The organism is Synechococcus sp. BA-124 BA4 (assembly GCF_034931165.1).
Genome location: NZ_JAYGIA010000060.1, coordinates 1 through 12,970, shown reverse-complemented (window position 1 = coordinate 12,970; position 12,970 = coordinate 1). Strand labels below are relative to the sequence as shown.

Below are 12,970 nucleotides of genomic sequence, written 5' to 3'. Positions count from 1 at the left end.
CCCGGCCGGTGGGGTGGTCATCGCAAGGAGTCTCTTACTGAGATGCAACTAGGAATCAAGCCACCGTCAAGGGTTCAGCAAGCCCGATGTTCGTTGCGAGCTGTCCCGACTCCTGAACGGGTACGTCGCGGTAACGCTCAGCCAGCTGCTGGCGTTTGAGCCCGAAGCAGGCCGCTCCGCGATCGTCCACCGCCAGACTGGCCGTGAAGGATCCGTCCCGCTGGATGCCGATCAGGCTGTAGGGGGGATCGTCGCGGACAACGATCTGCTCAGGGCGGTAGCTGAGGTTGGAGGCCCACAGCTGCAGCGCCCGGCTGCCGCGGCTGGCCAGCGCCGTCCGTTGCTGAGCGCCTGGAGCCGAGCGGATCTCCAGCACCTTCCTGCCATCGAGCTGAACCCACTCCGGGGTGCTGGAGCAGTGTTCAGGCATGCTTTCGGCAGGAAGCACCTTCAGTGGGCTGGCCATGGGCGCGCTGGCCAGCCCTGGCAGCCCCGGCACGAGCAGCACGAGCAGCACGAACTGCACGAGCAGCAGCGCCAGCAGCCGTTGCGGCCGGACGGATCCAGGCCAGAAACGCCGGAAGCCCACACCGCTCACCCTGACCATACCGACATGACGACACCCTCGCCCCATGGCCATCGCCACCATCGCAATCGATGATTCTGAGCGCGTCATGGCCACAGGAGAGGCTCCCCTGGCGATTCTTCATTGAGCATCAGCGCCTTAACTTCTTTCCGGGGCCTTGCCATCGTTGAGGCGTACATCGAGCGGGGGAATCTCCACCAGATGGACCGTGGTGGAAGCGATGCCGATCCGACCCTGACTGGCCTCGAACGCGTCCAGGATGTTGGTGTAGAGCAGATCTTTGGTGATGCGCCTGCGTTTGCAATCCACGATGTAGCGCACGGTGAAGGACAGCCAGTTGTCGGTCACCACCAGACTGACGGCCGGCTCCAGACTGGCGGACTCGAGCAGATAACGCCGGATCAACTGCTGCCAGGCCTGGCGGGAGGCCTGCATCAACTCGTCGGTATAGAGATCGTTCACCGCCTGCTCGAGAATCGTCCGGGCCAGACGATGATCACATCCATGTTTGACCGGCACCTTGATCTCGTCCCAGAGGAAAGGGAAGTCACCGGAGTAGTTGAAGACAGGTTCCTTGAAGACAAAACTGTTGGCGATTCGCACCACCCGACCGCTGTAGAGATCGGAGTCGACCCATTCGCCAAGCTCCATCATGGTGGTCCTGAGAATGCCGATGTCGATGACATCCCCCTTGATGCCGCCGAGCTGGACACGATCTCCTGGCTTGTAGAAACCCCCAAAGGAAATCGCAATCCAGCCGGCGACACTGCCGATCACCTCCTGCAGAGCGAAGGCGATGCCGGCACTGGCCACACCGATCGCCACCGTCAACCCCACCAGCCGGTCGCGGTAGACGAGCGACACCAGCAGGATCGCCGCCAGATAGCCCCCGAAGGTGATCAGCTTGCGGCCGTAGTAGCGGCTGTCCGAATCCTTGAGATTGCGGGTGATGTAGTGCTGGGCCAGGCGCACAGCCAGGACGATCAGCACCAGACCCACCAGGGCCGCCATCAGTTTCTGAATCCCTGGTTCCTGCCACCAGGGAACAGCCAGGACCAGCTGGGGCAACAGCGCTTGCACCGGACGCCGACGACGAGGAGAGCTCCAGCTTCGCCCCTGGACCAACGAATCAGCCTGGAGAATGAGCCTAAGGTGGCCAGTTCTGATCCGCTCAGGCCATCACACCGCTTCTTCCCACGGGTCTGAGCAGCCGAGCGCAACAGCGCCCGGTGCCACGTCAGCGCATGCGGCGGCTGCTCACCGAATTTCAGCAGGACGCCCGGCTGGATCAGGTGTTCGTTGTGCTCACCCTCGGCTCCACCCTGATCGCCACCCTCGGTCTGCTGGCCAACAGTGCCGCGGTGGTGATCGGGGCCATGATCATCGCCCCCTGGATCACGCCGCTGCGGGCCACCGCCTTCGGCATCTTGCGGGGTCGCCTGCCCCAGGTGATCCAGGGGCTGGTGACCCTGTTCGTGGGGGCCGTGATCACTGTCACCCTGTCGCTGCTGCTGGGTAAACTCGCCGGCTTGCCGGATTTCGGCAACGAGGTGCTCTCGCGCACGTCGCCGAACCTGCTGGATCTGGGCATCGCCCTGGTGGCGGGTGGCATCGCCGCCTACGCCAAGGTGCGCAGCGAAGCCGTGTCCTCGCTGGCTGGAACGGCCATCGCCGTGGCCCTGGTGCCACCGGTGTGCGTGATGGGGCTGCTGCTCTCCGCCGACAGGTGGAGCCTGGCCCTGGGCGCGGGCCTGCTCTACCTCACCAACCTGATGGGCATCCTCAGCGGCTGCCTGGTGGTGCTGGCCAAATCAGGGCCCGGGCTGCGTCACCACATGCGCCGCAGCCGGCTCAGCCTGATCAGCCTCGCCCTGACGGCCGTGCTTGTGGTTCCGCTCACCAGCAGCTTCCTTGATCTGGTGCGCCGGGCCCGTCAGCAGACGCTGCAGCGCCAGTTGCAGGACACGATCCAGACCCTGCTGGTGCGCGAGACCGTCACCCTGGGCCAGGAGGCCCAGCTCGATGGGATGACCATCGACTGGAACCAGAATCCCCCCCTGATCCGGGTGGTGGTGAGGGCCAGCCGGCCGGATGTGCCCAGTCCGAAGCAGGTGGCGGCGGTGCAGAAGCTGGTCAACGAGCGTCAGGGGCTGCGCTTTCGCCTGGTGGTCGAGCGCTCGGCTGTGGAAGTGGTGGGTCCTGAGACGGCACCCAATCCCCAGCCCGAGAACGGAAAGTTGCCACTGCCGCCCGCTGGAACGACCGCCCCCGAGCCGCCCAGGCCACCGCCGGCCGCACCTGGAGCGGGCAGCCGGCCCGTGGCGCCGCCGCCGCCGCCGGAGTAGCAAGGAGAGGTACGCACCACCAAAGGCACCACCGATGTCCAAAGCTCAGCTGAGTGCCTTCCTGATCGAAGTGGAAGCCGATGCCGCCCTGCGCCAGCGGGTGGACAGCGCCGCCGATGCCAGCGCCGTGGCCGCCATCGCCCTGGAGAGGGGCCATGTGTTCTCCGCGGCCACCCTCAGCCGCCACCAACGGGGCTGAGACTCAGGCGCAGCGCCTCGAGCCGGCGGGCATTCACACCCAGGTCGGAGTCCCCGAGGCGGGATTCCGAGCGCGCCTGAAGGCTGGACCTGGAGTCATCCAGCGCCAGTTCCAGATCATCGACAAAGCCGAACAGCCGGCTCTCGGCGGTGGCATGCAGATAGCTGAGCTGGGGGGACCCCACCCTGGTTTCGATCTGGACTCCAGGGGTGGTCTCCAGTTCCAGGGCCAGCTGCTGGAGAGCCGCAGCCGGATCAGCCAGGGGCCAGTCCTGGCGAGCGCAGTGCGCCGGGCTGGAGCAGGGCCTGAGCCGACCCTCGTGCAGACCGAGATCCGCGGGCGGCGCACCGGAAACATGCAGCAGAGAAGCCTGAGCCGCGCCGGGGTGGCCCAGCAGCGACAGCCAGACGAGCAGCTGGGCTCCGAGCAGCGCCAGAAGCCTCAGGGGGCGCAAGGGGGCGGTTCTCATGCTGCGGCGGCCGCCCAGCTGCCGTGCAGGCCGTGGGGCAGGGCCAGCGGCATGGGCAGAACCGCCTGCTCCGAGAGGTCGGCGGCGTTGAGGATCACCAGGTCGCTGGCGCAGCGCGCCCCGTTCCAGACCACGCAGAGGATCCAGCCGTCGTCCTCGGCGGGTTGATCGGCTTCCGTCCCCTGCCGGGGGCGCGGCACCATCACGGGCTCGCTCACGAATCCGCGGGGAGCGGCGCTCCAGACACAGCGCTCGCCGCTGCTCAGATCCAGCTTCTCGATGGCCTGCAGGGGAGCATTGCCCCGCTCCTGCTCGGTGACGGCCATCCAGGCGTAGCGGGCCTCAAGACCCACCCGCCGGGGGTTGACCATGGCGAACTCGCAGCAGCGCTCCTCCAGCAGTTCCGTGCTCACCTCACCGCTGGCCAGGTCGATGCGGCAGCGCTTGAGCTGGCCGACCGGCAGGGTGTCGAAATCGACGGCGCGGAAATCAACGCCAGGACCGATCGAGGGGAAATCGTCGTAGAAGATCGAATCCACCACCACCTGGCCGGCCGCACCGGCTGAGGGATCCTCGAAGGCATTGAGGTGGTGGAACACGAAGCCCTCAGGGGCGCTCACCTGCAGTGGCTCGCCCTCGCCGGAGCGGGGGATCAACCAGAACTGACCGCTCTCGCCCGGCTTGGAGTCCAGGCACTGGGCCGCCCCTTTCCAGCCGAGCACGAAACCCAGCGGATTGAAGCTCATGGCGTTCTGCAGAAACACCGCCCAGTTCGCGGTGATGGCGAAATCGTGGAGGAAGGCGAAGCCATTGAAACTGCGCTTCTGATCGGCCACCAGCTGGCCCGCGGTGGCCCCGGGGCTGGCATCGAACTCCATCAGGCGGATGGTGCTGCGCGGGCCGGCCTTGACGCCGAAGGTCACCATGCGTTCCTGGCCGTGGTGGCCGGGATCGAAGCGCGGGTGGGCGCTGAAGGCCTCACCCTCGGCAAGTGCACCGCCGAGGAGTTCGACACCTTCGGTTTCGAGGCTGGTGGGATCGAGGCTGTGGGGCGAGCTGGCCTCCCAGAGGGCCAGCAGCTTCTCGCCCAGCCGCACCACGTGGGTGTTGGCGATGTTCTTGAGCCGCAGGTCGAAGGCATTGGCCAAAGGCCCGCCGGGCTTCTGGCTGCCAAAGACGCCGCGGTAGAGGACCTTGCCGGCCTTCTCCTCCGCCAGCCAGCCCTCCGTGCGCACGAAACGGTTGCTCAGCAGGGCCTCGCCGCCCTCGAAGCGCACGGCGGTGATCATGCCGTCGCCATCAAAGGGGTGATGCACCCAGTGGCCGCCGCGCTCCAGGCGCCCAGGACCGTTGCGGTAGAGGCTGCCGTTGAGCTCCGGCGGGATGCTGCCGCTGGAGGCGGCCAGGGGCACGGAGGTGAGTTCCGTGCCCACATTGCGGAAGGCACTGGCCCAGTCGGCGCGGTCGTAGCCGGGCAGGGAGGCCGCTGCGGCCTTGCCGGGTTCGGGTCGACTGGGGGCGATGGTCATCGCTCACTCGCGCTGGTGTCCCTCCATCATCACGTAACGGAGTGTGACGACGCGAGTCGTGTCAGCCGAGAGCGCCCGCCTGCTCCAGCACGCCCTTGCTGCTGGGCACCTCGCCGGCGCGGCGCGGATCGATCTCCACCGCCTGGCGCAGGGCCCGGGCGAAGGCCTTGAAGCAGGCCTCCACGATGTGGTGGGAATTGAGGCCGTCGAGCTGGCGGATGTGCAGCGTGAGGCCGGAGTTGTTCACCACCGCCACGAAGAACTCGCGCACCAGTTCGGTGTCGTAGGTGCCGATGCGCTGGCCCGGAATCACCAGGCCGTAGCTGAGATGGGGCCGGCCGGAGCAGTCGAGCACCACCTGCACCAGAGCCTCATCCAGGGGCGCGGTGAAGTGCCCGAAGCGGTGGATGCCCTTGCGGCTGCCCAGGGCCTGGGCCAGGGCCTGGCCAACGGCGATGCCCACGTCCTCGTTGGTGTGGTGGTCATCGATGTGGGTGTCACCCTCGGCGCTGATCTCCAGGTCGAGCAGGCCGTGGCTGGCGAGCTGGTGGAGCATGTGATCGAGAAAGGGCACACCGGTGCTCACCCGGCAGCGGCCACGGCCATCGAGGCCCAGGCGCACGCGCACGTCCGTTTCACCGGTCACGCGGTGGACGCTGCCACTGCGGCCGCCGCTGCTGCCGTGATCGAGGTCCGGAAGGGAGGACACGGGGCAACAGGGCGGGACTGTACCAATCATGCCGAAGCCGGAGACCGGAATCGGTCCACAATCGCCGCCACCGATCCGGCCGCTGCTTGAACAACTGTCCCCAGGCGGTGCTCGCCGAACTGCGAGCGGGTCACCGGCGCTTCCTCGACGGTGAATCCCTCCATCCCCACAGCAGCCGCGAACGCATGCTCGAGGTGGAGTCGGGCCAGCACCCCACCGCCGCGGTGCTGGGCTGCGCCGATTCACGGGTGCCGGTGGAACTGCTGTTCGACACGGGCTTCGGCGACCTGTTCGTGGTGCGCAACGCCGGCACCCTCTCCACCACCGCGGCGATCGCCTCGCTGGAGTACGCCGTGGCCCATCTGGGCGTGCCCGTGATCGTGGTGCTCGGCCATGAGCGCTGCGGCGCGGTGGAGGCGGCCCTGAACCCGGCGCTGACGCTCACTCCGAGCCTGGCCCAGGTGGTGGGGCAGCTGCGCATGGAACTGCTCCACCTCGGCGGCCACAACGACCTGGAGCAGGCCTCCCGCCATCACACCCTGAATGCGGCCCGCAACCTCGTCGACTCCAGCGTGCTGCTCACCGATCTGATGCGCGGCGGCCGCCTCCAGGTGGAGGCCGCTTTCTACAACCTCCATACCACCAGCATCGACTGGATGGGATCGGTGATGCCGATGCGCTCGGAGGCCCTGATCACATCCCCGTGATGCAGTAGCCGGCGTCCACGTAGATCACCTGGCCGGTGATGCCGGAGGCCAGGGGGCTGGCCAGGAACGCGGCGGTGGCCCCGACCTCGTCCTGGGTGACGGTGCGCTTGAGCGGAGCCTTCTCCTCCACGTTGTGGATCATCTCGAGAATGCCCCCGATCGCCGAGCTGGCCAGGGTGCGGATCGGACCGGCACTGATCGCATTCACCCGCACCTGCTTCTCGGGGCCCAGCTCGGCGGCCAGATAGCGCACCGACGCCTCGAGGGCCGCCTTGGCCACACCCATGACGTTGTAGTTGGGGATCGCCCGCTCGGCGCCCAGATAGCTGAGGGTGATCACGCTGGCGCCCTCACTGAACAGGGGCTTGGCGTGACGGCAGAGGGGGGCCAGGGAGTAGGCACTCACCTCCAGGGCCCTGGCGAAGCCCTCCGGGCTGATGTCGGAGTAGTTGCCGATCAGCTCGTCCTTGCCGGCGAAGGCGAGGCAGTGCACGAGCACATCGATCGAGCCCCACTGCTCCTTCACCCGCTCGAACACCGCCTCGATCTGGGCCGGCTCCTGCACATTCAGGGGCTCGAACAAGGTGGGGTTCAGCGGCGCGGTGAGGTCACGCACCTTGCCTTCGAAGCGGCCCTTCTCATCGGGCAGATAGGTGACTCCCAGCTCGCAGCCGGCCGCAGCCAGCTGCTGGGCGATCCCCCAGGCGATCGAGCGGTTGTTGGCGATGCCCGTGACGAGGGCTTTCTTGCCGCGCAGATCGAGGAGCATGGGGAAGGCGCCGAGTGCCGGCCAGGAACAGTGGGGCGATTCTCCTCCACCGCTTCCGTCGCCCACAGACCAGCGCCCGCACCCACCGATGACATCAAGCACTCCTCAGCCAGGTCCGACGACTTCTCATCAACCCGGCGCCGCAGTCCTCGCCGGCGTGCCCCTGGGCTGGCCCGGAAGCAGCGACGATCTGCCGCGCCAGTTCCCAGTCCGCGACGCCCTCGTGCGGGAGCTGGCGGCCCGCTTTCCCCAGGCCGGAGGCGGAGCCAGCCCGATCCGGGGGGGCTCGGAGCCGGCGCTGGCGGCGTTGGCGGCCCTCAACCCGGTGCGCTATGCCGCCAGCCGCAACCACCTCGATGGCGCGGTGAGCGGTCTCTCCCCCTACATCCGCCACGGGGTTCTGACCCTGGCTCAGGTGCGTGATGTAGTGCTGGATCGGATGGGCCGTGGGCCCGGGCCCGGGCCCGTGAACGAGAAGCTGCTGCAGGAGCTGGCCTGGCGTGACTACTGGCAGCGGCTCTGGATCCGCCTGGGCGATGGCATCTGGGAGAACCAGGAGCCGCTCAAGACCGGCCACCCCGAAGCGGCCTACGCCTGGGAGCTGCCGGACGACATCCGCGAGGGCCGCAGCGGCCTGGCCTGCATCGATGCCTTCGCGCGCCAGCTGATGGACACCGGCTGGCTGCACAACCACGCCCGGATGTGGCTGGCCGCCTACGTGGTGCACTGGCGGCGGGTCCGCTGGCAGGCGGGGGCCCGCTGGTTCCTGCGCCACCTGGTCGATGGCGATGCCGCCAGCAACAACCTCAGCTGGCAGTGGGTGGCCAGCAGCTTCAGCTCCAAGCCTTACCTGTTCAACCGCGCCAACCTGGAGCGCTTCGGCGCGGGGCGCCATTGCCCGGGCTGTCCGGCCGCGGAGGCCTGTCCCTTCGAGGACAGCTACGAGGCCTTGCAGACCCGCCTGTTCTCCACGCCGCAAGGCGGGGGGCAGGCCAGAGGCAGGTCGGCCAGAGGCGAGACGAGCTGAGCATGGACTGTCCGGTTCTCTGGATCCACGCCGAGGCCCTGGGTCCGGCCAATCCCGCCCTGCTGGCCCATCCGGGCCGGCCGGCCGTGTTCGTCTTCGAGCCGGGGCTGCTGGAGGGCGCCGGCGGACCGATCAGCCTCAAGCGGATCGTCTTCCTCTACGAGTGCCTCCTGGAGCTGCCGGTCACGATCCGCCAGGGCGATGGAGCCGAGGAGGTGCTGGCCTTCGCCGCCCGCCACCAAGCCGATGGGGTGGTGACCAGCGCCTGGGTGGACCCCCAGCTGGGGACCATCGCCGCGACCGTGGCCGCCGCCCTGCCCCTGCAGGTGCTGGAGCCCGAACCCTTCGTGGACCTGCCGCAGGAGGTGGACCTGCGCCGCTTCAGCCGCTACTGGCGATCGGCCGGGCCCCGGCTGCGGCCGGATCCCGCCGGGCCAGATGAGCCCTCGTGATCGAGTCCAGCAACCCCACCGCCCCCGTCGACCCCGACCAGGCCGCGCCGCACCGCCTGGAGCAGCCTGGGCTGCCGGCCACGGTCTGGCTGGCGGGGCTGGCCTGGCTCACCCCCCCGCGGCGGGTGGAGCTGCTGGCACTGCTCTCCAGCGACGAGCATCAGCGGCTGCGGCGCTGGCGTCAGCCCAAGGACCAGGACCGCTTCCTGCTGGGCCGGGGCCTGCTGCGGATGCGGCTGGGACAGGCTCTGGGGCTGGAGCCCGCCCGGTTGCGCTTCTGCCTCGGACCCCAGGGAAAGCCAGCCCTGGAGGGGCTCGGAAGCCAGGACACCCTCCAGTTCAACCTGGCCCATTCGGGCGCTCTGGTGCTGCTGGCCCTCCATCCCGAGCGGCCGGTGGGGGTGGATGTGGAGCGGCAGCGGCCGCTCCCCAACTGGGAGGCGATCGCCCGCCGCCATCTGTCCAGCGGTGACTGTGAAGCCCTGCTGGCGCTGCCACCCGAGGAGCAGCTGGGCGGCTTTCTGCAGCAGTGGTGCCGGCTTGAGGCTGGGCTGAAAGCCACGGGACTCGGCCTCGCCGCAGCCGGCGCCCCGCCACCACCAGGGCTGGAGCTGCACGATCTGCACCTGCCGGAGGGCTACGCCGGCAGCCTCGCCCTGCTCTGAGCCCTGAGCTCAGGGGGTCGCGGCGTCCGCCTCCGGCTTGGTGGCGTTCTTCTGCTCGGGGTCCTGTTCCTGCTGACGGATCGTTTCGGGATCGGTGAGCAGATCCTTCTCCTCCAGCATCGGCAGCTTCTCCACCTTCACCTGGGAGGGATTCAGGGGCGGCTCGATCCACTCCCAGGTGCTGCGCGGGGCGCGGCTGAGGCAGAGGGCTTCCAGCTCCCTGCGCAGGGCCCGGCGCACGTCGCGGCGGGCGACGGCGGCGAAGAACTCCTCGCGGCTGGCCAGACCGGAGCTGAAGGGGTGGCTGCCGTTGCCGTTGAACAGCCGCGCCGGATCCGGCAGCCAGCGCGGACGGCAGACACCCTTACGGCGGGTGTCGGTTTCGAGCCAGATGTGCAGCCCGTAGCCATCGGGCTGGCTCACCACCGCCAGGCCGTCATGAGGCTGCTGCCGCTGCAGGGGAAAGAGGCGCCAGGTGGGGCGGCGGTCGGCGGGGACACAGCCGGCCACGGCGACCAGAGCCCCCAGAGCGAGCAACGCCACCAGAGTTGATGCCGGACGGTGGGGGGGCCGGGCCAAAGGGTGGTTGCGGGTGGGGGGATCCTGCCCCGGGCGCGCCGCGGCCGTGGGAGCGACAATCACTTCAGCGATCCCTGCAGCGAAGGCCGGTCCATGGCACTGACTCCCTCGACGATGCTGCCCCTGGAGCACCCCCTGCCCGCCTTCGCGCTGGAGACCCTGGATGGGGAGGTGGTCAGCAGCACGGGGCTGCCGCCAAGGCCGTTGCTGGTGCTGTTCCTCTGTGCCCACTGCCCCTTCGTGAAGCACATCGAGGCGGAACTGACCCGGATCGATCACGACTACGGCGATCGGGTCACGATCCTGGCGATCGCCAGCAACAGCCTGATCACCCATCCTCAGGACGGGCCGGAGCAACTGGCGGAGCAGCGCCGCCGCTGCGGCTGGAGCTTCCCCTACCTGCTCGACCCGGACCAGAGCGTGGCCCGGGCGTTCAGGGCGGCCTGCACTCCGGATCTGTTTCTGTTCGATGCGGAGCAGCGCCTGGCCTACCGAGGCCAGCTCGATGACAGCCGCCCGGGCGGCACGCAGCCAGCGGATGGCGCCGACCTGCGATCGGCCCTTGATTCCGTGCTGGCGGGACGGCCGCCGGAGCGCGGGCAAAAGCCTGCAATCGGTTGCAACATCAAGTGGCACCCGGGCCTGGAGCCCGACTGGGCCTGACCCTTGGAGGGGCTTAAGGTTGCTGCCATGCAGGTGCCCCCCTTCGATCTCACCGAGCAGCTTCATCAACTGGGTGAGGCCCTCGAAGACGCCGTTCTGCAGGTGTTGCGCAGCGGGCAGTACATCGGGGGCGCCACGATTGCCCGTTTCGAGCAACAGTTCGCCGAGGCCGTGGGCACCCCCCACGCCATCGGCTGCAACAGCGGCACCGACGCCCTGGTACTGGCCCTGAGGGGTCTGGGCATCGGCGAGGGCGATGAGGTGATCACCAGTTCCTTCAGCTTCTTCGCCACCGCCGAAGCGATCAGCGCCGTGGGGGCCACACCGGTGTTCGTGGATGTGGAGGAGTCCACCTACCTGATCGATCTCGAGCGGGTCGAGGCGGCGATCACGCCCGCCACCAGGGCCCTGATGCCGGTGCACCTGTTCGGGCGCCCGGTGGACATGGAGCGGCTGACGGCGATCGCCGCCGCCCACGGCCTGCTGGTGATCGAAGACTGTGCCCAGGCCACCGGCGCCAGCTGGGCCGGGCGGCCGGTGGGCAGCTGGGGCGATGCGGGCTGCTTCAGCTTCTTCCCCACCAAGAACCTCGGCGGCGCCGGGGACGGCGGGGCGGTCACCTGCCGGGATCCTGAGCTGGCCGCCCGCATCCGCGAGCTGGCGGTGCACGGCATGCCGCGCCGCTACCTGCACACCTCGCTTGGATACAACAGCCGCCTCGACGCGATGCAGGCGGCTGTGCTCTCCGTGAAACTTCCCCACCTGGCCGGCTGGGTGGAGCAGCGAAGGCAGCTGGCGACCAACTACCGCCGCGAGCTGGCTGATCTGCAGGGTCTGAGGCTGCCGGCTGACGGGCCCAGCGGCCACAGCTGGAACCAGTTCGTGGTGCGCGTGCCCCGCTGCCCGTCGGCCGAGGCCGGCTGCGGCGGCGGTTGCGTGCCCTCCAGCGACAGCGCCACCTATGGCCTGCCGGAGAGCTGCTGCCGCGACTGGCTGAAGCAGGCCCTGGCCGAAGCCGGCGTGAACACGATCATCTATTACCCGATTCCGATCCACCGCCAGCCGGCCTACGCGGAGCTGGGCTACGGCCCCGGCAGCCTGCCGATCACCGAGCGGCTCACCGCCGAGGTGCTCAGCCTGCCGATCTTCCCGGAACTGAGCGCCGCCCAGCAGGCCACCGTGACCGCCGTGATGCGGCAGCTGGTGGCTCAGCCCCTCAGCCTGGCCTCCTGAGGCGCAGCCACCGAGGCCGCATGCAGGGCCTTGAAGCGGGCCTGCTGCAGCTTGTGATCGACGATCGGGCCCGGATAGCCCCGGCGCTCCAGGGGAGCGATCTCTCCACGGATCAGATCGGCAGCGGCCACATGTGAGAGCTCGGGCAACCAGCGACGGATGTAGGTGGCCTCGGGATCGAAGCGGGCCGCCTGGGTGTAGGGGTTGAAGATGCGCAGAGGTTTGGGGTCCATGCCGCTGCTGGCGCTCCACTGCCAGCCGCCGTTGTTGGCCGCCAGATCACCGTCCACCAGCAGGCGCATGAACTGGCGTTCACCCCAGCGCCAGTCCACGATCAGATCCTTCACCAGGAAGGAGGCCACGATCATGCGGCAGCGGTTGTGCATCCAGCCGGAGTCACTGAGCTGGCGCATGGCGGCATCCACGATCGGCACGCCCGTGAGGCCATCGCACCAGGCGGCGAAACGGCCCTCGTCGTTCTCCCAGGGGAAGTGGCGCCACTGGGGGCGGTAGGGACCCTCGGCCAGTTCGGGGAAATGGAACAGGGCCTGCTGGTAGAACTCGCGCCAGGCCAGTTCCTGCTCCCAGACCGTGATCGACTGGAGCTCTTCCTCACTGCGGGCCCGCGAGCGCTGCTCCTGGGCGGCGGCCCAGGCCTGACGGGGGCTGAGGGTGCCGAATTTGAGCGCCGCGCTCAGACCTGAGGTGCCAGGCTCCGCCGGCAGGTTGCGGCCCGGCTCGTAGCCCAGAAGGGGTCCGTCGGCGAAGGCGGCCAGCTGGGCGGCGGCGGCGGCCTCCCCGGGGCGGCAGGGGCAGAGATCGGCGCCCGCGAAGGGTGCTCCGGGGAGACCATCGCCGGGGGTGGGCACCGTCTCCAGCCAGCTCAGCTGATCCCAGAGCCGGCGGCGCTCAGGGGGCAGGGCTGCAGGGTCGAGATCGAGAAGGTCCGCCGGAGCGGCAACGGGAGCGCAGGCCTCGGAGCCGGCCTGCTCGATCCGTCGTCGCCAGGAGCGGAAGAAGGGGCCATAGACCCGGTAG

General features: G+C 68.9%; 16 protein-coding genes. 8 read left to right on the top strand and 8 right to left on the bottom strand.

All coding sequences use genetic code 11. The features are described from left to right. Positions 1 to 55: 55 nt before the first annotated feature. Together VB734_RS06760 and VB734_RS06755 are read right to left on the bottom strand one after the other, a co-directional pair. Positions 56 to 676 (bottom strand): hypothetical protein, encoded by a 621-nt coding sequence (locus tag VB734_RS06760; RefSeq protein ID WP_323243185.1) that lies wholly within the window; start codon positions 674 to 676, stop codon positions 56 to 58. Between the two features lie 48 nt (positions 677 to 724). After that, a complete protein-coding gene (locus VB734_RS06755) occupies positions 725 to 1,654 on the bottom strand; it encodes a mechanosensitive ion channel family protein (protein ID WP_323243184.1) in 930 nt (309 codons plus the stop codon). Between the two features lie 161 nt (positions 1,655 to 1,815). Here VB734_RS06755 and VB734_RS06750 point away from each other — a divergent pair, with 161 nt between their 5' ends. Both VB734_RS06750 and VB734_RS06745 read left to right on the top strand, forming a co-directional pair. Further along, positions 1,816 to 2,931, top strand: a complete 1,116-nt coding sequence (locus VB734_RS06750) for a DUF389 domain-containing protein (protein ID WP_322782233.1) — start codon at positions 1,816 to 1,818, stop codon at positions 2,929 to 2,931. 34 nt (positions 2,932 to 2,965) lie between these two features. Beyond that, positions 2,966 to 3,130: a Nif11-like leader peptide family RiPP precursor gene (locus VB734_RS06745; protein ID WP_197161682.1), complete on the top strand. Its 165-nt coding sequence runs from the start codon at positions 2,966 to 2,968 to the stop codon at positions 3,128 to 3,130. Here VB734_RS06745 and VB734_RS06740 read toward each other — a convergent pair. The 3 genes from VB734_RS06740 to hisB all read right to left on the bottom strand — a co-directional run bounded on the left by VB734_RS06740 (position 3,108) and on the right by hisB (position 5,837). After that, the gene (locus VB734_RS06740; protein ID WP_197161679.1) at positions 3,108 to 3,599 is read right to left on the bottom strand and encodes a DUF1499 domain-containing protein; all 492 of its coding nucleotides are present in this window, start codon (positions 3,597 to 3,599) and stop codon (positions 3,108 to 3,110) included. The two genes, VB734_RS06745 and VB734_RS06740, sit on opposite strands and share 23 nt — an antisense overlap. Next, complete coding sequence (locus VB734_RS06735; RefSeq protein WP_322782232.1) at positions 3,596 to 5,128, bottom strand: carotenoid oxygenase family protein; 1,533 nt, start codon at positions 5,126 to 5,128, stop codon at positions 3,596 to 3,598. Before VB734_RS06735 ends, VB734_RS06740 begins: the two co-directional genes overlap by 4 nt. A gap of 61 nt (positions 5,129 to 5,189) precedes the next feature. After that, positions 5,190 to 5,837 (bottom strand): imidazoleglycerol-phosphate dehydratase HisB, encoded by a 648-nt coding sequence (gene hisB / locus VB734_RS06730; protein ID WP_197161673.1) that lies wholly within the window; start codon positions 5,835 to 5,837, stop codon positions 5,190 to 5,192. Positions 5,838 to 5,923: 86 nt separating this feature from the next. Here hisB and VB734_RS06725 point away from each other — a divergent pair, with 86 nt between their 5' ends. Next, a complete protein-coding gene (locus tag VB734_RS06725; protein WP_197161670.1) occupies positions 5,924 to 6,544 on the top strand; it encodes a carbonic anhydrase in 621 nt (206 codons plus the stop codon). On the opposite strand, the gene fabI is transcribed toward VB734_RS06725, so the two are convergent. Further along, positions 6,531 to 7,313, bottom strand: a complete 783-nt coding sequence (fabI, locus tag VB734_RS06720) for an enoyl-ACP reductase FabI (RefSeq protein WP_197161667.1) — start codon at positions 7,311 to 7,313, stop codon at positions 6,531 to 6,533. The genes VB734_RS06725 and fabI overlap by 14 nt on opposite strands. Before the next feature lie 157 nt (positions 7,314 to 7,470). On the opposite strand from fabI, the gene VB734_RS06715 reads away from it, so the two are divergent. The 3 genes from VB734_RS06715 to VB734_RS06705 are packed head-to-tail and all read left to right on the top strand — an operon-like array spanning position 7,471 to position 9,457. Further along, positions 7,471 to 8,340: an FAD-binding domain-containing protein gene (locus VB734_RS06715; protein WP_322782231.1), complete on the top strand. Its 870-nt coding sequence runs from the start codon at positions 7,471 to 7,473 to the stop codon at positions 8,338 to 8,340. A 2-nt stretch (positions 8,341 to 8,342) separates the two neighbouring features. Then, positions 8,343 to 8,792: a hypothetical protein gene (locus VB734_RS06710; protein WP_197161661.1), complete on the top strand. Its 450-nt coding sequence runs from the start codon at positions 8,343 to 8,345 to the stop codon at positions 8,790 to 8,792. Then, a complete protein-coding gene (locus tag VB734_RS06705; RefSeq protein ID WP_197161658.1) occupies positions 8,789 to 9,457 on the top strand; it encodes a 4'-phosphopantetheinyl transferase family protein in 669 nt (222 codons plus the stop codon). Before VB734_RS06710 ends, VB734_RS06705 begins: the two co-directional genes overlap by 4 nt. 9 nt (positions 9,458 to 9,466) lie before the next feature. Here VB734_RS06705 and VB734_RS06700 read toward each other — a convergent pair whose 3' ends face one another. Then, positions 9,467 to 10,036 (bottom strand): hypothetical protein, encoded by a 570-nt coding sequence (locus VB734_RS06700; protein ID WP_197167334.1) that lies wholly within the window; start codon positions 10,034 to 10,036, stop codon positions 9,467 to 9,469. Between the two features lie 93 nt (positions 10,037 to 10,129). Here VB734_RS06700 and VB734_RS06695 point away from each other — a divergent pair, with 93 nt between their 5' ends. Together VB734_RS06695 and VB734_RS06690 are read left to right on the top strand one after the other, a co-directional pair. Further along, on the top strand, positions 10,130 to 10,699 hold the full coding sequence (locus VB734_RS06695; RefSeq protein WP_197161656.1) for a thioredoxin family protein: 570 nt from the start codon (positions 10,130 to 10,132) through the stop codon (positions 10,697 to 10,699). A gap of 27 nt (positions 10,700 to 10,726) precedes the next feature. Next, entirely contained in the window at positions 10,727 to 11,932 is a 1,206-nt protein-coding gene (locus tag VB734_RS06690; protein WP_197161653.1) for a DegT/DnrJ/EryC1/StrS family aminotransferase, read from the top strand. On the opposite strand, the gene VB734_RS06685 is transcribed toward VB734_RS06690, so the two are convergent. Further along, the coding region (locus tag VB734_RS06685) for an FAD-binding domain-containing protein (protein WP_323243183.1) at positions 11,908 to 12,970 on the bottom strand (1,063 nt) is incomplete at its 5' end. The two genes, VB734_RS06690 and VB734_RS06685, sit on opposite strands and share 25 nt — an antisense overlap.

What these genes read in the sequence shown, in the direction of transcription:
- VB734_RS06760 (WP_323243185.1), bottom strand. Translation starts at nt 676, where the DNA reads ATGACGCGCTCAGAATCATCGATTGCGATGGTGGCGATGGCCATGGGG.
- VB734_RS06745 (WP_197161682.1), top strand. Translation starts at nt 2,966, where the DNA reads ATGTCCAAAGCTCAGCTGAGTGCCTTCCTGATCGAAGTGGAAGCCGAT.
- VB734_RS06740 (WP_197161679.1), bottom strand. Translation starts at nt 3,599, where the DNA reads ATGAGAACCGCCCCCTTGCGCCCCCTGAGGCTTCTGGCGCTGCTCGGA.
- VB734_RS06735 (WP_322782232.1), bottom strand. Translation starts at nt 5,128, where the DNA reads ATGACCATCGCCCCCAGTCGACCCGAACCCGGCAAGGCCGCAGCGGCC.
- fabI (WP_197161667.1), bottom strand. Translation starts at nt 7,313, where the DNA reads ATGCTCCTCGATCTGCGCGGCAAGAAAGCCCTCGTCACGGGCATCGCC.
- VB734_RS06710 (WP_197161661.1), top strand. Translation starts at nt 8,343, where the DNA reads ATGGACTGTCCGGTTCTCTGGATCCACGCCGAGGCCCTGGGTCCGGCC.
- VB734_RS06695 (WP_197161656.1), top strand. Translation starts at nt 10,130, where the DNA reads ATGGCACTGACTCCCTCGACGATGCTGCCCCTGGAGCACCCCCTGCCC.
- VB734_RS06690 (WP_197161653.1), top strand. Translation starts at nt 10,727, where the DNA reads ATGCAGGTGCCCCCCTTCGATCTCACCGAGCAGCTTCATCAACTGGGT.